This is a genomic window from Peteryoungia aggregata LMG 23059 (assembly GCF_030814435.1).
Lineage (GTDB): Bacteria > Pseudomonadota > Alphaproteobacteria > Rhizobiales > Rhizobiaceae > Allorhizobium > Allorhizobium aggregatum.
This window is the reverse complement of sequence record NZ_JAUSUW010000005.1, coordinates 164,131-184,375: the sequence shown is the minus strand read 5'-3', so window position 1 is coordinate 184,375 and position 20,245 is coordinate 164,131. Positions and strand designations below refer to the sequence as shown.

The 20,245-nt window shown below is 62.6% G+C and carries 20 protein-coding genes and 1 pseudogene; 5 read left to right on the top strand and 16 right to left on the bottom strand.

Features of this window, described 5'->3' with window-relative positions:
* Window positions 1-3: 3 nt before the first annotated feature.
* Window positions 4-849, top strand: a complete 846-nt coding sequence (locus J2045_RS10205; protein WP_307372320.1) for a patatin-like phospholipase family protein — start codon at window positions 4-6, stop codon at window positions 847-849.
* On the opposite strand, the gene J2045_RS10200 is transcribed toward J2045_RS10205, so the two are convergent.
* Together J2045_RS10200 and J2045_RS10195 are read right to left on the bottom strand one after the other, a co-directional pair.
* The gene (locus tag J2045_RS10200) at window positions 801-1,325 is read right to left on the bottom strand and encodes a GNAT family N-acetyltransferase (RefSeq protein ID WP_307372766.1); all 525 of its coding nucleotides are present in this window, start codon (window positions 1,323-1,325) and stop codon (window positions 801-803) included. The genes J2045_RS10205 and J2045_RS10200 overlap by 49 nt on opposite strands.
* A gap of 33 nt (window positions 1,326-1,358) precedes the next feature.
* A pseudogene (locus J2045_RS10195) lies at window positions 1,359-2,465 on the bottom strand (anhydro-N-acetylmuramic acid kinase); the annotation flags it as partial.
* Window positions 2,466-2,603: 138 nt separating this feature from the next.
* Here J2045_RS10195 and tyrS point away from each other — a divergent pair.
* From tyrS to trmFO, 3 genes are all read left to right on the top strand, one after another.
* Window positions 2,604-3,860, top strand: coding sequence for a tyrosine--tRNA ligase (tyrS, locus tag J2045_RS10190; RefSeq protein ID WP_307372317.1), 1,257 nt, complete (start codon window positions 2,604-2,606; stop codon window positions 3,858-3,860).
* Window positions 3,861-4,120: 260 nt separating this feature from the next.
* Entirely contained in the window at window positions 4,121-4,264 is a 144-nt protein-coding gene (locus tag J2045_RS23175; RefSeq protein ID WP_166599470.1) for a DUF1127 domain-containing protein, read from the top strand.
* 143 nt (window positions 4,265-4,407) lie between these two features.
* Window positions 4,408-5,817: a methylenetetrahydrofolate--tRNA-(uracil(54)-C(5))-methyltransferase (FADH(2)-oxidizing) TrmFO gene (trmFO, locus tag J2045_RS10180; RefSeq protein WP_307372314.1), complete on the top strand. Its 1,410-nt coding sequence runs from the start codon at window positions 4,408-4,410 to the stop codon at window positions 5,815-5,817.
* Window positions 5,818-5,825: 8 nt separating this feature from the next.
* Here the strand turns inward: trmFO and J2045_RS10175 are convergent, their stop codons facing one another.
* The 5 genes from J2045_RS10175 to yajC all read right to left on the bottom strand — a co-directional run bounded on the left by J2045_RS10175 (window position 5,826) and on the right by yajC (window position 10,618).
* Window positions 5,826-6,278 (bottom strand): hypothetical protein, encoded by a 453-nt coding sequence (locus tag J2045_RS10175; protein WP_307372312.1) that lies wholly within the window; start codon window positions 6,276-6,278, stop codon window positions 5,826-5,828.
* 97 nt (window positions 6,279-6,375) lie between these two features.
* Window positions 6,376-7,230: a phytoene/squalene synthase family protein gene (locus J2045_RS10170; protein ID WP_370873070.1), complete on the bottom strand. Its 855-nt coding sequence runs from the start codon at window positions 7,228-7,230 to the stop codon at window positions 6,376-6,378.
* Window positions 7,231-7,252: 22 nt separating this feature from the next.
* Window positions 7,253-7,651 carry an Mth938-like domain-containing protein gene (locus tag J2045_RS10165; protein ID WP_307372309.1) on the bottom strand — a complete coding sequence of 133 codons (399 nt, stop codon included), beginning with the start codon at window positions 7,649-7,651 and terminating at the stop codon, window positions 7,253-7,255.
* Window positions 7,652-7,655: 4 nt separating this feature from the next.
* The gene (gene secDF, locus J2045_RS10160) at window positions 7,656-10,208 is read right to left on the bottom strand and encodes a protein translocase subunit SecDF (protein ID WP_307372305.1); all 2,553 of its coding nucleotides are present in this window, start codon (window positions 10,206-10,208) and stop codon (window positions 7,656-7,658) included.
* Window positions 10,209-10,270: 62 nt separating this feature from the next.
* Entirely contained in the window at window positions 10,271-10,618 is a 348-nt protein-coding gene (yajC, locus tag J2045_RS10155; protein ID WP_166599475.1) for a preprotein translocase subunit YajC, read from the bottom strand.
* Window positions 10,619-10,822: 204 nt separating this feature from the next.
* On the opposite strand from yajC, the gene J2045_RS10150 reads away from it, so the two are divergent.
* Entirely contained in the window at window positions 10,823-11,695 is an 873-nt protein-coding gene (locus tag J2045_RS10150) for an ATP-binding protein (protein ID WP_307372302.1), read from the top strand.
* Between the two features lie 83 nt (window positions 11,696-11,778).
* Here the strand turns inward: J2045_RS10150 and J2045_RS10145 are convergent, their stop codons facing one another.
* The 9 genes from J2045_RS10145 to scpB form a co-directional block, all read right to left on the bottom strand.
* On the bottom strand, window positions 11,779-13,311 hold the full coding sequence (locus J2045_RS10145; protein WP_307372299.1) for a peptidoglycan DD-metalloendopeptidase family protein: 1,533 nt from the start codon (window positions 13,309-13,311) through the stop codon (window positions 11,779-11,781).
* Window positions 13,312-13,492: 181 nt separating this feature from the next.
* Window positions 13,493-14,146 carry a protein-L-isoaspartate(D-aspartate) O-methyltransferase gene (locus J2045_RS10140; protein ID WP_166599478.1) on the bottom strand — a complete coding sequence of 218 codons (654 nt, stop codon included), beginning with the start codon at window positions 14,144-14,146 and terminating at the stop codon, window positions 13,493-13,495.
* Window positions 14,143-14,913 carry a 5'/3'-nucleotidase SurE gene (gene surE / locus J2045_RS10135; protein WP_307372295.1) on the bottom strand — a complete coding sequence of 257 codons (771 nt, stop codon included), beginning with the start codon at window positions 14,911-14,913 and terminating at the stop codon, window positions 14,143-14,145. The genes J2045_RS10140 and surE overlap by 4 nt, the downstream gene beginning before the upstream one ends.
* Window positions 14,914-14,935: 22 nt before the next feature.
* Window positions 14,936-16,219 carry a serine--tRNA ligase gene (gene serS / locus J2045_RS10130; protein ID WP_307372293.1) on the bottom strand — a complete coding sequence of 428 codons (1,284 nt, stop codon included), beginning with the start codon at window positions 16,217-16,219 and terminating at the stop codon, window positions 14,936-14,938.
* A gap of 102 nt (window positions 16,220-16,321) precedes the next feature.
* Entirely contained in the window at window positions 16,322-17,131 is an 810-nt protein-coding gene (gene tatC, locus J2045_RS10125; protein WP_307372291.1) for a twin-arginine translocase subunit TatC, read from the bottom strand.
* A complete protein-coding gene (tatB, locus tag J2045_RS10120) occupies window positions 17,128-17,940 on the bottom strand; it encodes a Sec-independent protein translocase protein TatB (RefSeq protein ID WP_307372288.1) in 813 nt (270 codons plus the stop codon). The genes tatC and tatB overlap by 4 nt, the downstream gene beginning before the upstream one ends.
* Before the next feature lie 113 nt (window positions 17,941-18,053).
* Window positions 18,054-18,272 (bottom strand): twin-arginine translocase TatA/TatE family subunit, encoded by a 219-nt coding sequence (locus J2045_RS10115; protein WP_307372285.1) that lies wholly within the window; start codon window positions 18,270-18,272, stop codon window positions 18,054-18,056.
* 12 nt (window positions 18,273-18,284) lie between these two features.
* Window positions 18,285-19,412 carry an ABC transporter ATP-binding protein gene (locus J2045_RS10110; protein WP_307372282.1) on the bottom strand — a complete coding sequence of 376 codons (1,128 nt, stop codon included), beginning with the start codon at window positions 19,410-19,412 and terminating at the stop codon, window positions 18,285-18,287.
* 94 nt (window positions 19,413-19,506) lie between these two features.
* Window positions 19,507-20,241, bottom strand: coding sequence for an SMC-Scp complex subunit ScpB (gene scpB, locus J2045_RS10105; RefSeq protein ID WP_307372280.1), 735 nt, complete (start codon window positions 20,239-20,241; stop codon window positions 19,507-19,509).
* Between the last annotated feature and the right edge of the window lie 4 nt (window positions 20,242-20,245).

Genomic DNA, 20,245 nt, shown 5'->3' with positions numbered 1-20,245 from the left:
TCAATGACCTCACCCATCACATTTGACGCCGTCGGCCTCGCAGGCGGTGGCAACCGATGCTACTGGCAAAGCGGCTTCCTGAAAGCCTACAGCGAACATCAGACGCTCAATCCGCGCTTCTATGTCGCCGTTTCGGCCAGCGCCTATCACGGCGCGATGCATCTTGCCGGTGTCGGCGACCGTGTCAGGGCTTCCGCCTTCGCCTTTGCCGAACAGGGCCATCGCGGTGTTGACTGGCGAGCGCTCCGGCGGCGGGAATCGCCGCTCGTGGCGGGTAAGCTCTTCAGGCAACTGCTCGCAGACGCGTTCGGCGAGCAGGAACTCGCCACGCTCAAGGCGGGGCCGCCGATGTTGATCCAGCTCTCCGGCCTGCCGGACTGGATGCCCGGTGCGCTCGGGGCACTGGGCTCGATCGGCGCCTATCAGATCGAGAAGCTTCTGACCGACGGCACCCATTCAAAGGCTGGTCTGCGGATGAGATTGCGCCCTACCTGGATCTCGACGCATAATTGCGACTATCCCGGCGAACTCGTGGATGCGTTGATGGCGACCTCCTCCGTCCCGCCCTTCATGCCGGTCGGGCGTGTCAGAGGACGTGCCTATCTCGACGGCGGCCTCGTCGACAATCCGCCACTGATGAAGCTCACGGAAGTCGAAGCGAAGGGCTGGCGGACATTGCTTCTGACCACCCGTTTTGGCCGAAAGCCGCCCTCCGCCCCTAATCGCGTGGTGGTGGGCCCGAGCGAAGACCTCCCGGTCGGCAAGTTCTCCGTCGGCGACGCTGCCGGCATCCGCCATGCCTATGAAGTGGGATTGCGGGACGGGCTGGCCTTTGCGAGATCCGCATAATCGGACCGGAGCATCTCAAAGAAGCGGCAGGGCTCCCCTCGGACGGAGCGTATGCCAATTTCCCGGAAGCCTGTCTTTTTGAGGATATGTAACGAGGCCGCGTTGTCGACATGCGCCATGGCCTCCAGCCTTTCCCCGATCTCAGCCTCGAAGAACCACCCCACCAGAGCGCTGGCGATCTCGCTCGCGTAACCCTTACCCCATTCGGACTGGACGATCGAATAGGCAAGTTGATGGACTTGGGCGTCTTCGTACCAACCAATTCCCGCACGCCCGACAAAATCCGAGCCATCAGCGGTCATCAGCTTCAAGGTCGAGATACCGTAGCGCTGAAAACCCGCTCGCCAACCGGCCAGCCGTTGTCGTGCATAGTCCGGTTCCCAAGGTTGGCCATGCCCGACATGTATGCTGGTCTCCGGCGCGCCATGCAAATGGGCGAGTTGCTCTTCGTCACCATCCTGCCACCGCGTCAGCATCAGGCGCTCCGTCCGCAACAACGCCGACGGCTCCAGCACACCGCCGCTGACCGGCTCGCGAACACCTGTCGTTCCGGGAAAGGTCAGCGGAAGCCCCCTCGCCGAGCGCACCGCAAGATAAGCCCAGGCCTCTGCCTCCATGGCGTCGCCGTTGAAGCCGGCCTGCTCGGCAGTGAGCACCGTTGCCCCCTTTTCCCCTGCAAGGGTCACGAGATCGCCCATGATCGAGCGGTTCAGGCGCCCCCCGCCGCAGATCACATAGGTCTTCGGAGAACTGGGCAGATGGCCGGCCGACTTCAGGATAGCGGCTGAGGAGACATAGGCCAACGTGCGCGCGCCATCCGAGAGCTCGGCCTCGTGGCCTTCAGGCGGACGAAAATCGTTGCGGTCCAGCGACCGGCGCTTGCTTGCGGTAAAAAATGGATTGTCCAGATAGCGCTCGGCAAGTCCCATGATGACACCACCTTCAGAGGCGATGCGGCCGCCGTCGTCATAGGGAATGCCGGCATGGGCCTCGACCCATTGATCGATCAGCGTGTTGCCGGGTCCGCTGTCGAAGCCGATGATCGTGCCGTCGCGGTCGAGGAAGGTCAGGTTCGAGATGCCGCCGATATTGACGAAGCAGACGGGCCAGTCCGCAGCTGGAATCTGATGGGCGAGTGCCTGGTGATAGACCGGGACCAGCGGGGCGCCCTGCCCGCCATGCAGCATGTCATTGGCGCGCATGTCGTAGACAACGTCGATGCCGGTTTCGGCTGCCAGCAGCGGCCCGTCGCCCAGCTGCACGGTGAGCGCCTCATCCGGTCGATGCAGCACCGTCTGGCCGTGGAAGCCGATAAGGTCGACATCCTCACGCTTGAGCTTCTCTTGCTGCAAGAAAAGTGCGACCGCTTCTGCATGACGTAGAGTCAGTGCCCTCTCCATACGTGAGAGGTCATCAGGACGTTCGTCGCGGTGCCTGATAGCCTTGGCATCTTCCAGCGCCTGCTTCAGCCTATCGCGGAAGGCCGGCTCGTAGGGGACGGAGAGGAAGGGGCCGCGCTCGACCACCGCCTCGCCATCGGTGCGAACCAGCGCAACATCGATGCCATCCATCGACGTGCCGCTCATCAGGCCGATCGCCGTCTTCATTTCCGCCATATGCCACCCGATTCGAACGCCTGTGTTGCCGGACATTCATGACCGAGACGGGTGCACAATTCAAAAAACAATGCTAAAGCCCGCGCGGATTTTAAAGTGTGCCACCGAAAGACCAGAGAAACCGAAAGCAACAGCGTCATGACGAAGTTCAAGTCCGATTTCCTCCGCATCCTCTCCGAGCGCGGCTTCATTCATCAGATGTCCGATGAAACGGGGCTCGACGACCTGCTCGCCAAGGAAAGCGTGACGGCCTATATCGGCTATGACCCAACGGCATCCAGCCTGCATGTCGGTCATCTGATGCAGATCATGATGCTGCGCTGGTTCCAGCAGACCGGCCACCAGCCGATCTCGCTGATGGGCGGCGGTACCGGCATGGTCGGTGACCCCTCCTTCAAAGAGGAAGCGCGCAAGCTGATGACCATCGAGACGATCGAGGAGAATATCGCCTCGATCAAGCGCTGCTTCTCGCATTATCTCGACTACAACAAGGGTCCGAAGGGCGGCGCCCTGATGATCAACAATGCCGAATGGCTGCGCCCGCTGAACTATCTCGAGTTCCTGCGCGATGTCGGTCGGCATTTCTCGGTCAACCGCATGCTCTCCTTCGACAGCGTCAAGACGCGGCTTGACCGCGAGCAGTCGCTGTCCTTCCTCGAATTCAACTACATGATCCTGCAGGCCTACGACTTCGTCGAGTTGAACCAGCGCTATGGCTGCCGGTTGCAGATGGGCGGCTCCGACCAGTGGGGCAACATCATCAACGGCATCGACCTCGGCCACCGCATGGGCACGCCGCAGCTTTATGCGCTGACGGCACCGCTGCTCACGACCTCTTCCGGTGCCAAGATGGGCAAGTCCGCATCTGGCGCCGTATGGCTCAATGCCGATCTGCTGCCGGTCTATGACTTCTGGCAGTACTGGCGCAATACCGAAGACGCCGATGTGGTGCGGTTCCTCAAGCTCTTCACCATCCTGCCGATGGACGAGATCGCGCGTCTGGCAGCACTTGGTGGATCGGAGATCAACGAAGCCAAGAAGATCCTCGCCACGGAAGTCACGACGCTGCTGCATGGTCGCGACGCCGCTGAACAGGCTGCCGAAACGGCGCGCAAGACCTTCGAGGAAGGGGCGCTCGCCGATACCCTGCCTACGGTCGAAGTCGCGGCGAGCGAATTGGAAGCCGGCATTGGCCTGCTCGGACTGATCGTCAAGGCCGGTCTCGCAGCCTCGAACGGCGAAGCTCGTCGTCATGTCCAGGGTGGAGCCGTCAAGATCAACGATGCTGGCGTCTCCGATGAGCGCATGTCTGTCGGCACTGCAGAGCTCACCGCCGATGGCGTGATCAAGCTTTCGCTGGGAAAAAAGAAGCACATTCTCATCAAGCCGGTCTGATCTGCGATCATCGCCTCCGGACACTATCGAAAAGCCCGCAAATGCGGGCTTTTTTGCTTTCGTCAACAGGCATTAACCCATGGCGCGTTTTTGACCAGTCCACTAGGCTTGCTGCTTATCACGGCAACCCCATGCACAAACGCATAGCAGTCGCATATTATTTGCACTGCACAATCTTGTTTTACGGGCGTATAAGAACGTCAATCGCTGATGCGGAAGAAGCCGCAAGATCAGCCAAGAGATACACCGAGGAAACGACCATGAACCCGATCCGCATTGCCAAGAACTGGATGAGCTACCGCCGCACGATGGCTGAACTGGGCAACCTTTCCAGCCAGACCCTGAGCGATATCGGCATCACCCGCTACGAAATCCGCAACATCGCTTCGCGCTCGTTCCGTTAATTGGATCTTGCAAGAAGCAGCCTGTCGAACGGCACCGCATGGTGCCGTTTTTGATTCCGGCCTCTCGAATGTGATCGACAGCCCTCGTCGGAAGCCCGGCACCCGATGGACCTCGCGCCGCGAGGCGTGATATGGAGCCGCCCATGACAAACAGCTCCTTCTCCCCCATTCACATCATCGGCGGCGGCCTTGCAGGCTCCGAAGCCGCCTGGCAGGTCGCAGAGGCCGGCGTCCCGGTTATCCTGCACGAAATGCGCGGCGTGCGCGGCACGGATGCGCACAAGACCGACGGCCTTGCCGAACTGGTCTGCTCCAACTCCTTCCGCTCTGACGATGCGACATCGAATGCCGTCGGCGTCATCCATGCCGAGATGCGGCTTGCCGGTTCGCTGATCATGGCCTGCGCCGACAAGCACCAGGTGCCTGCCGGTGGCGCGCTCGCCGTCGACCGCGATGGCTTCTCCGATGCGGTCACCGCCGCCATCCACCAGCATCCGCTGATTACTGTCGTGCGCGAGGAAGTGACGGGCCTGCCGCCTGAGGACTGGGATCTCGCCATCATCGCAACGGGTCCCCTCACCTCGCCGGCATTGGCCGAGGCCATCCGCGAGCGGACGGGCAAGGATGCACTGGCCTTCTTCGACGCGATTGCGCCGATCGTGCATACCGACTCGATCAACATGGACATCTGCTGGTATCAGTCGCGCTACGACAAGGTCGGCCCCGGCGGCACGGGCAAGGACTATATCAACTGCCCGCTTGACGAGGCCCAGTACAATGCCTTCGTCAATGCCCTGATCGAGGGCGATGCGGTGGGCTTCAAGGAATGGGAAGGCACGCCCTATTTCGATGGCTGCCTGCCGATCGAGGTCATGGCCGAGCGCGGTCGCGAGACGCTGCGCCACGGGCCGATGAAGCCGATGGGCCTGACCAACGCCCATAACCCGACCGTCAAGGCTTACGCCGTCGTGCAGCTGCGCCAGGACAATGCGCTCGGCACGCTCTACAACATGGTCGGCTTCCAGACGAAGCTGAAATATGGCGCCCAGGCCGAGATCTTCCGGATGATCCCGGGGCTGGAAAACGCGGAATTTGCCCGCCTCGGCGGCCTGCACCGCAACACATATATCCACTCACCGACCCTGCTCGACCAGAGCCTGCAGCTGAAGGCCCGTCCCGGCCTGCGCTTTGCCGGCCAGATCACCGGCTGCGAAGGTTATGTGGAAAGCGCCTCGATCGGCCTGCTTGCCGGCCGCTTTGCGGCTGCCCAGCGCAAGGGCGAGACGATCAGCGTGCCCCCGGCGACCACGGCACTCGGCGCACTGCTCAACCACATCACCGGCGGCCACATCGTCTCCGACGAGGAGCCGGGCAAGCGCTCCTTCCAGCCGATGAACATCAATTTCGGGCTCTTCCCCGAGCTGGAGCCGGGCTCGATCGTCAAGCCTGAGGGCATCAAGCGCTTCCGTGGCAAGGACAAGACGATCATGAAGCGTCAGCTGATTGCGGCGCGTGCGCTCGAACACTGCAAGACCTGGCTTGGCGCCGCCTGAACTGGGCGTCAACCGGTGGTGCTGGACAGCGTATCCGGCTGCCGGTCGGCGTGGCCAACATAGTTGCCGAGCAGCCAGAGCGACACCTCGGCGGCAGTCGTCGGGTTCGAAAAGGTGAATTCGCCATTGTGGAAGGGCGCATCGAGAAATTCGATGGCAAAGCCCTTCCCACCAGGCAGGTCACGGACGCGGACCGTGCCGGGTTCGATCAAATGGCAGGCGAAGTGGTTGCGCATGCTGCGCATGAAGCCTGCCTTGTTGTCATGCAGACGAACGAAGACGGCCTTGCCGTCTGCCGTGGCGTGCAAACTGCGGATTGCTTCCTGGGGAAAGGCTCTGCCGAATTCGAGAATGGCCAAGCCGGCGTCCTGGAAGCCGTCTTCCTCCTCCTGCCGTGCCATCCGCGACGCGAAATAGGCCAATGCGCCAACGAGCGCCAAGACGATACCCCAAGTCACCATGTTCTGCTCTCGCCTCCTTTACACACACTCTAGCGCAAAGGCTGCTAGCAGGCGAGCCTTGCGTGAGCGTGGCGTCCGCCGGGACAAGCCAGTGCGCTCAGAGCCGGCCCGTGAGCAGGAGTCGCATCATCGCCAACTGGCGGCGCCATTGCGATGGGCGAAGATCCGCCGATAGACAGCCGTCTCCTGTCTTTTGGGCCCGCTTGAGCACGGGCTCCGCCAGGGTGACAGGCAGGAAGGCTGCGACAAGAGATTTCGGCAGACGACCCGCCGCACGCGCCTTGCGCAGATGATCGAGCCCAAATCCGGCAAAGGCTTCGATGGCGGCGGATCGCCGCGCATCATCGCCGTTGCCCAGAAAACTCTCTCGATCAAGCCCTGCTGCGGCCAGGATCTCTGTCGGAAGATACAGCTGTCCGCGTGCGCGGTGCGCCGGCAGCAACAGGATGGCACCCGCCACCGATAACGCCACACCTGCATGTCCGACAATCTCGGCGACGTCTTCCGCTGCCTCGGCGTCGAGAACCAGGCAAACGAGCTGGACCAAGGCGGCCGCCGTTTCGCCGGCATACCCCTCGAACATCGCGGTAGTTTCCATGGGATCATCATAGAGGTCGAAAATGCGCGCCTCCGTCATGGCCACGAGCGGCGAAACGGGAAGGCGCCAGGCCTGGATGGCTCGCAGCACTTCGGAAGCCACCGGGTTTGCCGCCGTCTCGCCATGCGCTGCACCTTCAAGCAGGTCGCGCCAATATTGCAGCCGGATCTCGCCCGGCAGGGGTTCTCGCGCGACGTCGCGAACACGGGCCAATTCGGCATTGTAAGCATAGAGAGCGGTGATGGCCGACCGTCGATCGGTCGGGCTCAGCAGGCTCGCAAGGTAGCGATCCCGGTCCATTTCGCGCAAGGCCTGCAGGCAAAGCGCCTCATTGGCCGACAGGGTCTCACTCACAATGCACCTTCCAGTGACTGGTTCACACCGCAATCAAAGCGGCGGCGACCGGGCGCTGCTCGGCCAGCATGATGTTATACGTGCGGATCGCCGCCCCGGTTCCCATCGGATCTGTGGCGATGCCCCTTGCCTTGAGGGCCGCCCTCAGATCCGGATCGACAAGGCGCAGCTGGCGTCCGGTCCCAAGGAGCAGGAATTCGATGCCGGTTTCGGCGAAGACGCGGGCGAGCGAGGCTTGCGTTATCGGCTCCTCTTCCGTCTGCTCCCAGCCATAGACGCCGGAGGGAAGCAAAAGCAGCGAGCCGCGATGCGACATGTCGGCAAAGCGGAAGCCGCCATTGCCGTAGCTGTCGATGCCGGGCCGACCCGGGAAATGGGCATCACGGATTGTGATGCCCTTGTCTCCGAAGCCGAATACCATCGGCTCAGGCCCCGGCCTTGGCCGTCGCCTTCTCACCTTCTGACTCATCGCGCTGGAAATTCTCCGGGCGCAACTTGAAGGCGATCAGCACGGGGCCGGCGATATAGATCGATGAGAAGGTCCCGATCAGAACGCCCGCCAGCATCGCAAAGGTGAAGGATGCGATGACTTCACCCCCGAAAAGATAGAGCGCACCCAGCGCCAGGATCGTACTGCCGGCAGTCAGAACCGTACGCGAGAGCGTCTGGTTGATCGATTCGTCGATCAGCACCTCAAGCGGCATCTTCTTGTAGCGCCTCAAGTTTTCGCGCATTCGGTCATAGACGACGACGGTGTCGTTCAGCGAGTAACCGATGATGGTCAGAATGGCCGCGATACTGGTGAGGTTGAACTCGATCCCCGTCAGCACGAAGAGGCCGAGTGTGAAGATCACGTCATGAAGTGTCGCGATGATCGCTCCCAGCGCGAACTGCCATTCAAAGCGGAACCAGATGTAGATCAGGATGCCGAACAGAGCAGCCGCGACGCCAATGGTCGCCGAATAGGTCAGATCGCTGGACACCGAGGGACCGACCACCTCGACGCGGCGGAAGTCGTATTCGGCCTCCAGCTCCCCGCGCACCTTGCTCAGTGCCGACTGCTCGGCGTTCTCGCCACCGTCCTGCGCCTGAAGACGAATGAGAGCGCTCGATGCATCACCGAAGCCCTGGGCCTGAACTTCACCGAGATTGAGCTGGCTCAGCCGTTCACGGATATCCGACAGATCCGCGCTGCCGTCGCGGGCCTGGACCTCGATGATCGAACCACCCTTGAAGTCGATGCCAAGATTCATACCGACGGTCGCGAAACCGATCAGCGAGGCGATGGAAATCAGGGCTGCTGCCACAAAGTTGAACTTGCGCGCCGCCATGAAGCGGATGTTGCGGTTGTCGAAGAAACCGGTGCGGACACTCTTTGGCAGGTGCTTCGGGCGCTTCCAGCGGTACCAGAAGGCCATCAGCCAGAAGGTCAGCGTGAAGGCCGTGAAAACTGTCGTCACGATACCGATCGACAGCGTCACGGCAAAACCACGCACGGGTCCCGAGCCGAGGAAGAACAGAACGACTGCCGCGATCAGGGTCGTCAGGTTGGCGTCGACAATCGTCGCAAAAGCCTTCTTGAAGCCGATGTCAATTGCCTGGATCAGCGGCCTGCCATTGCGCGCCTCCTCGCGGATACGCTCGTAAATCAGAACGTTCGAGTCGACCGCCATGCCGATGGTCAACACAATGCCGGCAATGCCGGGCAAAGTCAGCGTGGAGCCGATCAGCGACAGCGCCGCCAGGATCATCGCAATATTGGCCGCCAGCGCAATGTTCGCCATCACGCCGAAGGTACCATAGAAGGCAATCATGAATATCACGACCGCGATGCCACCGATGATGCTGGCGGTAACGCCGGCATTGATCGAGTCCTGGCCAAGGCCGGGACCGACGGTGCGCTCCTCGACCACGGTCAAGGTTGCCGGAAGGGCGCCGGCCCGCAACAGAACGGCGAGATCGTTTGCGCCTTCGACGGAGAAATTGCCCGAAATCTGCCCCGAGCCACCGATGATCGGCTCCCGGATGACCGGCGCCGAGATCACCTGCTGGTCAAGCACGATGGCAAAGGGACGGCCAACGTTTTCCTGGGTCGCCTGGGCAAATCGCTGTGCGCCACGGCTGTCGAAGCGGAAGCTGACGACAGGTTCATTGGAACGCTGATCGAAGGAAGCCTGCGCATCGACAAGGTTTTCACCCGAGATCAGGGCGCGCCGCTCGATCAGGTAGGGCACCGCAGGATCGTCGTTCGAATAGAGAATTTCCGACTGCGCCGGCGGACGCGTGTTGATCGCCTCCGTTACCGGCATTGTCGTGTCCACCATGTGGAAGGACAGTTTGGCGGTCTGGTTGAGAAGCGCCTTCAGACGCTGTGGATCGGTCAGGCCCGGAACCTGCACGATGATGCGATCGTCGCCCTGGCGCTGGATCAAGGGTTCTGTCGTGCCGAGTTCGTCGACACGACGACGGACCACTTCCATGGACTGTGTCAGGGCCGACGAGACCCGGTAGTCAATGCCCGAATCCGTAAGTGTCAGACGCAGCAGGCCATCCTCGGCCTGTTCCACTGCGACTTCCGTCACCGTACCGCCCGTGAGGCCGCCAACGCTGACCGGATCGGTCAGCGTGCGCAGGGCCTCGATCGCGGCCGGGATCTTGTCGGCATCGGTGATGCGAACCTGAATCTGCTGACCGACACCCGACAGCCCCGTGTAGCGGATGCCGGCGTCGCGCAATTGCGTGCGCACGTCGCCAACGATCGTCTCCAGGCGCTCCTTGACGATGTCCTGGCGCTCCAGCTTCAGCATGATGTGGGAGCCGCCCTGAAGGTCGAGGCCCAACGTCACCTTGTGGGTCGGGAACCAGGACGGAAAGGCTTCCAGTTCCTCGTCTGTGAAGGCATTGGGCAGGGCAACCAGAACGCTGATCGCCACGACCAACCAGATGAGCAATGTCTTCCAGCGAGAAATGTAAAGCATGGAACTCTCGAATTAAGGCGTCGGAAAAGGCAATGGCCGGCGCGAGGCCGGCCAAGCGGGGATCAGGCGGCGGTCTCGGTCTTGACCGGTTCGCCCTTGACGCGGACTTCCGCCACATACTGGCGCATGGCGCGAACCTTGACGCCGTCGGCGATCTCGACCTCGAGCTCCTTGTCGTCGATGACCTTGGTCACCTTGGCGACAATACCACCACCCATGACGACCTGGTCGCCGCGACGGATCGCGGACAGGGTTTCCTCACGCTTCTTCATCTGCTGGCGCTGCGGGCGGATGAGGAAGAAGTACCAGACCACCATCAGCGGTGCGAAGAGCAGAAGCATCTCCAGTCCGGAACCCATGGCGCTCGGAGCGGCAGCCGCGTCCTGGGCAAAGGCCTGCGTGATAAACATGAAAGACTCCCTATTGAAGCGAATTCGGAGAGCCGCGCGGCCCCCTCGTCAGGTCGCCGGAATATAGTGAGAGAGCCCGTGAATGCAACAGAAACAGCAGCGCGGCGTACCATTTTCCAGCCTCGCACCCTTTATGCCCGCAAATCTGCGTGATACCGCCCAACCAGAGGCTCGAAGGGCCGCAAGCACGGGAGAAGGATGACAATGGCCGATCAGAGCGTGGCAGCACTTCTGGCTGAGGTGAAGCGTCTTGCCGACGCATTGGAAAGGCTGGCAGGTCCGCCACCCGCCGACAACGACTGGCAGGCTGCCGACTGTTTCGTCTGGGCCCCTGCCCGGCTCCATCTGCAGCCGGTGAAGCGACCGAACCGCGTCGAGCTCGGCCTCATCCGCGGTGTCGACCATGTCAGGGACATCCTGCACGAGAACACGCTCCGTTTTGCCGAGGGCTTTCCGGCCAATAACGTGCTCCTCTGGGGCGCACGCGGCATGGGGAAGTCTTCGCTGGTCAAGGCGGTGCATGCCGACATAATCAAGAGTAGCGGAGTCTCGCTGAAGCTGATCGAGGTCCACCGTGAGGACATCGCCACCCTGCCCGCGCTCCTCGATATCCTCAAGGACGCGCCACACCGGATTGTCCTATTCTGCGACGACCTCTCCTTCGACCATGACGACACGGCCTATAAATCGCTCAAGGCCGCGCTTGACGGAGGCGTCGAGGGGCGCCCCGACAACGTGCTTTTCTATGCCACTTCGAACCGGCGCCATCTCCTTCCCCGCCACATGATGGAGAACGAGCAATCGACAGCGATCAATCCCTCCGAGGCGGTCGAGGAAAAGGTTTCGCTGTCCGACCGCTTCGGCTTGTGGCTCGGCTTCCACAAATGCAGCCAGGACGACTACCTGACCATGATCGACGGTTATGCCGCGCATTTCGCCTTGCCGCTGCCGCGCGAGCAACTGCATCACGAGGCACTGGAATGGGCAACAACCCGTGGCGGACGATCCGGTCGCGTCGCCTGGCAGTATATTCAGGATCTCGCGGGACGGCTCCGGATTTCCACGGATCGTCGCTGAGGCAAAGGTCCGACCCGGCTGCATGCAAAAAAGGCCCGGAGCGCGAGCTCCGGGCCTTTTCACTGACCTGGTACGCAATACACCTATTCCAGGTAAGTGATGGGGTTGACCGGGGCTGCATCCTTGCGGACTTCGAAGTGCAACATCGGACGCTTGACGTTTCCGGTCATGCCTGACGTCGCGATGGTCTGGCCGCGCTGCACCTTCTGGCCACGCTGGACCGAAAGGCTGTCGGCATGGCCATAAACGGTGACCTTGCCGTCGTCGTGGCGGACGAGCACCGTATTGCCGAGCTCCTTCAGGCCATTGCCTGCATAGATGACGACACCGTTCTCCGCCGCCTTGATCGGCGTGCCCGGCGGGACCGAAATGGCAATCCCGTCACTGCGCTTGCCGTCGATATTGGCGCCGAAATTGGCGATGACCGCGCCACGAACCGGCCAGCGATACTTGTCGATGCCAGTCATTTCCGGCGCTGCGGTCTCGGGCTTGACCGCAGCGACGTCCGTCACGGACTTCGTGGCGGCGGGCGCCTTGTATTCGGCGGGCTGACCAGCTGCCGGAACGGAAGCTGTCTTGACCGGATCGGCAGCCGGAGCAGCCTGAGCGGTGGCCGCAGATGGGGCGGCAGAAGACTTTGCAGGAATGACCAGGGCCTGACCGATGCGGATGTTGCCGGTGGTCAGGCTGTTCGCCGCCTTGAGGTCGTCGACAGACACACCGTTGGTTTTGGCGATGCGTGCCAGCGAGTCACCCGGCTTGACCACGTAGGAGCCCGCTCCCGTGCCAGCACCGTTCGTCGTCTTGCCCGTTGCAGCAGAGGCTGCAACCTGCTGCTTCTCCCGGGAATTCGGCGCAGTCGGCAGGACAGCGACGTTCTGCTGCTGGTCGCCCGGAAGCACCGGCTTGCGACCATCGGTCGGCAGACCGGATGCGTCGGCGGCTGCACGGGCCGGGTTCGGACCACCGAAGGTCGGAATGATCACCAGCTGGCCAGGCGCCGCATCGGAGACCTGCGTCAGGCCGTTGGCCTTCAGGATTTCCTTTTGCGGCACGCCATAGCGATCGGCGAGCGTCGCAATGGTTTCGCCGGGGCGCAACGTCACGCGGGCGGCACCGGCAGTCGACCAGCCGCCCTGCTTCGGCGTGGTCCCCGTTGTGCGCGGCTCGGCAAGTACCTGGCCGGAATTGGCTGCGGCAACCTCACCGCCCTGCTGCGGCGCTGCCGGGAAGGGCTGCGCCAAGGCGGCGGCCCGTTCGGAATTGTTGTTCGACGGCGACGCGATACCAGATGGAGCAGCCAGTTCGGCGCGCTGAACCGGCGCCGGAGTGCTGGCGGCGCGGGCGGATACCGGCGGCTGATAGGAGGGGCTGGCCGGCATCGGCTGCTGCTGCCCATAGATCGCACCGCCACCAATGTTCTCGGCCGGAATCGGCGGCTGGTTGCGCAGCGCCGACTGGCGCGGGATCGACGCCGTGGTCAGATTGTCGGTGGAGAAGATCGAACTGAAGCGCGAGGCATCCGAACTGCAGCCGGCTGCAGTACCTGCCAGGAGGAGCACACCGCACAAACGGGCGACAGGCAATCCAGCTTTCGGCGATACACTTTTACGCATGACTCGACCCACATATGACACAACTTGATGTGGGTTCATTAAAGCGCGTTAGTATTACCGGGCGGTTAACCCCGTGGATTCGTTATGAACGAATTCGACGATACGCATATAAATCGTGCAGTGGCCGACCGGCTTCGCTCGGCTGAAAGGCAGGTGAGTCAGCGAGAAAGCTGGCACCTCGTCAGAGATGCTGGGCGATTTTTGGCTGCAGCGGCAGAAACGGCACCTCGAACATATCCTCCCGTTCGAAGCGGCTGCCTGTCTTCGTCAGGCGCACCATCACGCAGCGCTCCTCCTCGACCATCAACGGCACCAGCAACATGCCACCGGAGACAAGCTGCTCGGCATAGAAGCGCGGCATCGACGGGTAGGCAGCCGTCGAGAAGATGCGATCGAAGGTCCCTTCGCCCGGCAAGCCGTTCGAGCCATCGACCTGTCTGAGGATGACGTTGCGGATCGACAGTTGCTCCAGTCTGCGCTGGGCGCCGGTGATCAGTGTCTTGTAACGCTCGATCGAGATGACCCGCTCGGCGAGCCGTCCGAGAACGGCGGCGACGAAGCCGCTGCCGGTGCCGATCTCAAGCACGCGATGGCCCGGCTTCACCTGCAGAAGCGAGAGCAGGCGTACAGCGAGGTCCGCGCCCTCCATGAACTGGCCGCACTCGATCGGGATCGAGCGGCTGGAATAGGCGCTGCGGGCATATTCCGGTGGCACGAAGGCCGAACGCGGCGTCTGCTCGACAGCGGTCAGGAGGTCGAGATTGGTAATGCCCTCGGCCCGCAGGCGCAGCACGAGCGCCGCGAAACCCTCGCGCTCGACGAGGGCCGATCTCAAGCGTCTCCTCCCTCGAGAAGCGCCTCGGCAACACGATCCTGGACGGCGTAATCGGTCATGTCGAGCTTCAGCGGCGTGACCGAGATCTTCTTCTCACGCAGCGCATGGATGTCGGTTCCGGCGCGGAAGTTACCCTTGCGGTCGCCGAACCGCAGCCAATAATACGGCAGTCCGCGACCGTCCTGACGCTCCTCCACGGAGAGGCCGAATTCGAGCTTGCCCTGCGACGTCACTTCCACGCCCTGCACCTCAGCCGGTTCGCAATTCGGAAAGTTGAGATTGAGGAAGCTGCCCGGTGGCAGGTCGATCTTGCTCAGTTTCCTGAGCAGGTCGGGCGCCAGCGTTTCCGCCACATGCCACGGAATCGGCGCACCGGCTTCGTAGCTGTAGGCCTGGCTTAGCGCGAAGGAACGCACGCCGTGGACGGTTCCTTCAATCGCACCGGCCACGGTTCCGGAATAGGTCACGTCATCGGCCATATTGGCGCCGGCATTAACGCCGGACAGCACCAGATCCGGCTTGCGGTCGAGCACCTTGCGGATCGCCATGATCACGCAATCGGTCGGGGTCCCGCGCAGTGCGAACTTCTTCTCGTCCAGTTCCCGCAAGCGCAGGGGCTCCGACAAGGTCAGCGAATGCGCGAGACCGCTCTGGTCGGTCTCCGGTGCGACGATCCAGACGTCGTCCGATAGGGTGCGGGCAATTCGCTCCAGGGCGCCGAGCCCCGGAGCGTGAATACCGTCGTCATTCGTCAGCAGGATGCGCATGGTCACTCCGGTCGCGGCGTGATCAGGCCGCCTTCTCGATTCTCTTGATGCCGCCCATGTAGGGCAGAAGCACGTCCGGCACGGTGATCGAACCGTCCTCGTTCAGGTAGTTTTCCATGACCGCGATCAGGCAGCGGCCGACAGCCGTGCCCGAGCCGTTCAGCGTATGCACGAAGGTCGTGCCCTTGCCGTCCTTGTTGCGGTAGCGGGCATTCATGCGACGGCCCTGGAAATCGCCGCAGACCGAGCAGGACGAGATTTCGCGATAGGTGTTCTGACCCGGCAGCCAGACCTCAAGGTCGTAGGTCTTGCGCGCGCCAAAGCCCATGTCGCCGGTGCAGAGCGTCATGGTACGGAAATGCAGGCCGAGGCGCTTCAGCACTTCTTCGGCGCAGGCCGTCATGCGCTCGTGCTCGGCAACCGAGCTTTCGGCATCGGTGATCGAGACGAGCTCACACTTCCAGAACTGATGCTGGCGCAGCATGCCGCGCGTGTCGCGACCGGCAGAGCCGGCCTCCGAACGGAAGGACGGGGTCAGTGCTGTAAAGCGCAGCGGCAGCTTTTCCTGGTCGAGGATTTCGCCCGCGACGAGGTTGGTAAGCGTGACCTCCGCCGTCGGGATCAGCCAGCGACCGTCGGTCGTCTTGAACAGGTCTTCCGCGAATTTCGGCAGCTGGCCGGTGCCATACATGGCGTCGTCGCGCACCATCAGCGGCGAGGACACTTCGGTGTAGCCGTGCTCGCTGGTATGCAGATCGAGCATAAACTGGCCGAGGGCGCGCTCAAGCCGAGCGAGCTGGCTCGTCAGGACCGTGAAGCGGGCGCCCGAGAGTTTCGCGGCGCGCTCGAAATCCATATAGCCGAGGTTCTCGCCAATCTCGTAGTGCTCGAGCGGCTTGTGGTTCCAGGTCGGCTTTTCACCTACGACGCGGGCGACGACGTTGTCGTGCTCGTCCTTGCCGACGGGCACGTCGTCATGGGGAATGTTCGGGATGCGCGACAGGGCATCGGTCAGCTCAGCGGTGAGCTGGCGCTCTTCTTCTTCCGCTGCCGGAAGCGTGTCCTTGAGCGAAGCGACTTCCGCCTTCAGCTTCTCGGCAAGCTCCATGTTCTTGGCAGCCATGGCGGCGCCGATTTCCTTCGACGCGCTGTTGCGGCGCGACTGCATGTCCTGCATCGACTGGGCGACGGACCGGCGCTTCTGGTCGAGTGCGATCAGGGCGGCAGACAGAGGTTCGGCACCGCGCTTGGCAAGCGCCGCATCCAGGGCCTCGGGGTTGTCACGGATCCATTTGATATCGAGCATCGTCGTTCCAGGTCTTGTGCTTAGACCGGGAGCGGAGTGGCCGGCGGCCATGTCCGGCCCCATGTCTTGATGGGTTGGCTGCGGCGGCCCGCCCGGATCGCCTCAGGTCTGCTCTGCCGAGCCGACCTCGGCGAGGTCCGTGGCAGCGCGCTTCTTCTCGATGAGTCGCGCCGCATAGATCGCCACCTCGTAGAGAAGGATCGTCGGCAGTGCAAGACCGATCTGGGAGAGAGGATCGGGCGGCGTGACGATGGCGGCGATCACGAAGGCGACGACGATGAAATACTTGCGCTTGTCGGCCAGCCACTGGCTTTCCAGAATGCCGACCCGCACCAGGAGGCTGGTGACGACCGGAAGCTGGAAGACGAGCCCGAAGGAAAAGATCAGCGTCATGATCAGGCTCAGATATTCTGAGACGCGCGGCAAAAGCGAGATCGCGACACCGCCCTCTTCCGGCGCCTGCTGCATGGCCAGGAAGAACCACATCACCATGGGCGTGAAGATGAAATACACGAGCGAAGCGCCGAGCAGGAAGAGGATCGGCGAAGCGACCAGGAACGGCAGAAAGGCGGCGCGCTCGTTCTTGTAGAGACCGGGGGCCACGAACTTGTAGACCTGCGAAGCGATCACCGGAAAGGCGATGACCATGGCGCAGAAGGCCGCGACCTTGACCTGGGTGAAGAAGAATTCCTGGGGCGCCGTGTAGATCAACTCGGTCTTGGTCACATCCAGACCGGCCCAGGACACCGCCCATTTGTAGGGGATGACCAGCAGGTTGAAGAGCTGCTTGGCGAAATAGAAGCAGACGATGAAAGCGACGAAGAAGGCGCCGAGCGCCCAGATGAGGCGCGAGCGGAGCTCAATCAGGTGCTCGATCAGCGGTTGGGGCTTGTCGTCGATCTCGCCGCTCATGCGCGGTCCTCACTCTTGGTCTTGCGCGGCTTGGCCGGCGCCTTTGTGGCGGTCGAGGGTGTCTGCGCCGAAGGCGCCTTGGCAGCGGCAGGCTTCGAAGGTTTTGCCTTCGCTGTAGCTGCAGCCGTTTTCGGTGCCGCCGTTGGCGCAGCGACCGTCTTCGCGACAGGCGCAGCCTTTGCTGGCTTTATCGGGTTCTTGGCCGGGGCTTCTGTCTTGGCAGAAGGCTTTTGGGTCGCAGTCTTCCTGGCCTTGGCTGGCGCCGGCGCGGCGGGAGACGAGGTCGCAGGTGCAGACGTCGTGGCTTCAGGTACAGCGGAGGCCGATGCAGGCACCGCTACAGCGGGCGCGGGAGCCGGCACTGCCTGTGGAGCCGGTGCTGGCTGCGCCGGCGTCTGTGCCACCGGCTTCAGCTCCTGCGGCGGCTCGTCCAGACCGAACGGCAGATCCGGAAGGATCGAATTCTGCTCAAAATCCTCGTCGGTTGAGGCGGACTTGCTGTCCGGCCGCGTCGAACGCTCCAGATCAGACTTGATCTCCTGGCCCATCTGGCGAAGCGGGTTCAGGGTTTCCCGGATCGTATTTGCCGGATTGAGCGAGCGAAGATCGTTGACGGAGTTCTTGAGATCGTCAAGCTCGGCTTCGCGCAGCGCCTCGTCGAACTGCGCGCGGAATTCGCCCGCAGTCTGGCGAAGTCGCTTCGTCATCTTGCCGAAGGCCCGGATCATCGGCGGCAGGTCCTTGGGGCCCACCACGACGATCAGGATGACGGCGATCACCAACAGCTCGGTCCAGCCAATATCCAGCATGCAAACGGGCTCCTGATGCCACGCCATGGCGCCGCGAACGGGCGCCTGTCTTCCGACAGTTCAACGAATTACGGGCAGCCCGTCGAGCTGCCCGCCAGATCGGCTGAAGCCGATCACTTCACCTCGTCGGCCTTGTGGTCGACCGTCTTCGTCGCCGTGGGCTGGGCGTTGGAGGCCGCCTGGCTCTCGGCGTCGTCCTCGCTAATGCCCTTCTTGAAGCTCTTGATGCCCTTGGCAACGTCACCCATCAGTTCCGGGATCTTGCCACGGCCGAAGAGAAGCAGGACAATCGCCAGAACGATGATCCAGTGCCAAATGCTAAACGAACCCATGCCTGCCACTCCTTAGATTTGCGTTTCCCCGATGTAGGGGCTTTCCGGTGTCTTTTCAAACACCAAAATGTCTTTGGGCTCAACCGCAATCGTGACGTCACGCACACCTGGTGACAAGATGTCGGCACGAATGCGCGCGCGGACAGGTCGCTCGGTCCCCGGAACGGCCAGTTCGAGGAGCTCGACCACGCCCAGAAAGCGGCGGGCAAGTATGCGCGCCGGGATCGGGCCTCCGCTGTTGTGGACAGAAACACCCGAAAGGCGCACCGCCACATCCACTTCGGTCCCGTCGGCAATCGCGCCTGCCGGCGCCTTGCCCAGGGGCGTATCGACCTGCCCAACCACGACTCGGCCCGAAAACTCGTTGATTTCGGAGAAAAAGGCTGCGGCGAAGATGTCCCTGGGACGCCGATAGAGATCATCGGAGGTTCCCACCTGGACCAGCCGGCCATTCTTCAGCAACGCAATGCGGTCGGCCATACGCATGGCCTCCTCGGCATCATGGGTGACGACGACGGCGGTCGCTCGGCTTTCACGCAAAATTGCGAGCGTATCGGCCCGCACCGTGTCCTTCAGCCGGGAATCGAGACCTGAAAACGGCTCATCCATGAGCAGGACGCTCGGGCGGGGCGCAAGTGCCCGGGCCAGTGCCACGCGCTGCTGTTCGCCCCCCGAAAGGGCATGCGGAAACATCTCTGCATAGTGGGCAAGCCCAACCCGCTCCAGAGCAGCCATCGCCTCTGCGACCGCGTCCTTGCGGGGGAGCGCAGTCAGACCGAAGCGGACATTGTCGAGGACGCTCATGTGCGGGAACAGGGCAAAATCCTGGAACATCAGCCCGATGCCACGCTTCTCCGGCGGCAGGAACATCGATGGTCCCGCGACTTCGCGGTCGTTGATGACAACACGGCCCGAGGCCTGCGCCTCAATGCCGGCGGCAATCCTGAGCAGTGTCGTCTTGCCCGACCCCGAGGGGCCGAGCAGGCACAGCACCTCGCCAGGTTCGGCCGTCAGCGAAACACCGCAGATCGTGTCCTTTCCATGGTAGCGGTGACGAATATCCTCGAAGGTCAAGCGGGCGGCAAAGGTCACGCCCGCAGTCCGCTGACCATCTCCATGGTGGGTCTTCGCTGGGTTCATTCTATCGTCCGCACGGTCCGCAGCCGGTCTGTCCGCGCACCGGAATGCCGCAGACGATCCGGGACGGCACCGGTCACCGTTGAAAAAGCTGACCCTATTCCTCTGCTTCACCGCCCGGAGTCAAGAGGCCGAGTTCCTCGAGATCCAGTTGCGTGATCGGATCTTCCTCCTCCGAGAGCTCGTCATGGCCCATCGGAAGGGGAATGTTGAAATTGGCCGGGATACGGCCGGAGAGCAGCCCAGCCCCCTTCAATTCTTCGAGACCTGGAAGATCCCGGAGCTCCTCCAGGCCGAAGTGATCGAGGAAATCGCGGGTGGTGCCGAGCGTTACCGGCCGTCCAGGCGAACGGCGACGACCGCGGAACCGGACCCACCCTGCTTCCATCAGCACGTCAAGCGTACCCTTCGACGTCTGCACACCCCTGATATCCTCGATCTCGGCGCGCGTCACAGGCTGGTGATAGGCAATGATCGCGAGCACCTCGAGGGCGGCACGCGAGAGTTTCTTCACCTCGGCCTCATCGCTGCGGATCGCAAAGGAAAGGTCGGCTGCCGTGCGGAATGCCCAGTGATCATCGACCTGAACGAGGTTGACGCCGCGAGCGGCATAGTCGTCTTTCAACTGGTGCAGGATCTCGCGCGCTGAAACTCCACGCGGGAGGCGCTCCTCGATGAATGCCGTGGAAACCGGCTGGGCGGATGCGAAGACCAGCGCTTCGGCGATCCGCCGCGCCTCGCGGCGGTCGAGTTCCGCACGAAGTGAGGCGGAATGACCGCCCTCCTCCGTCTCGATGCTGCCGTCCGGCTCCAGATCGTCGACATCAGCCATGGTC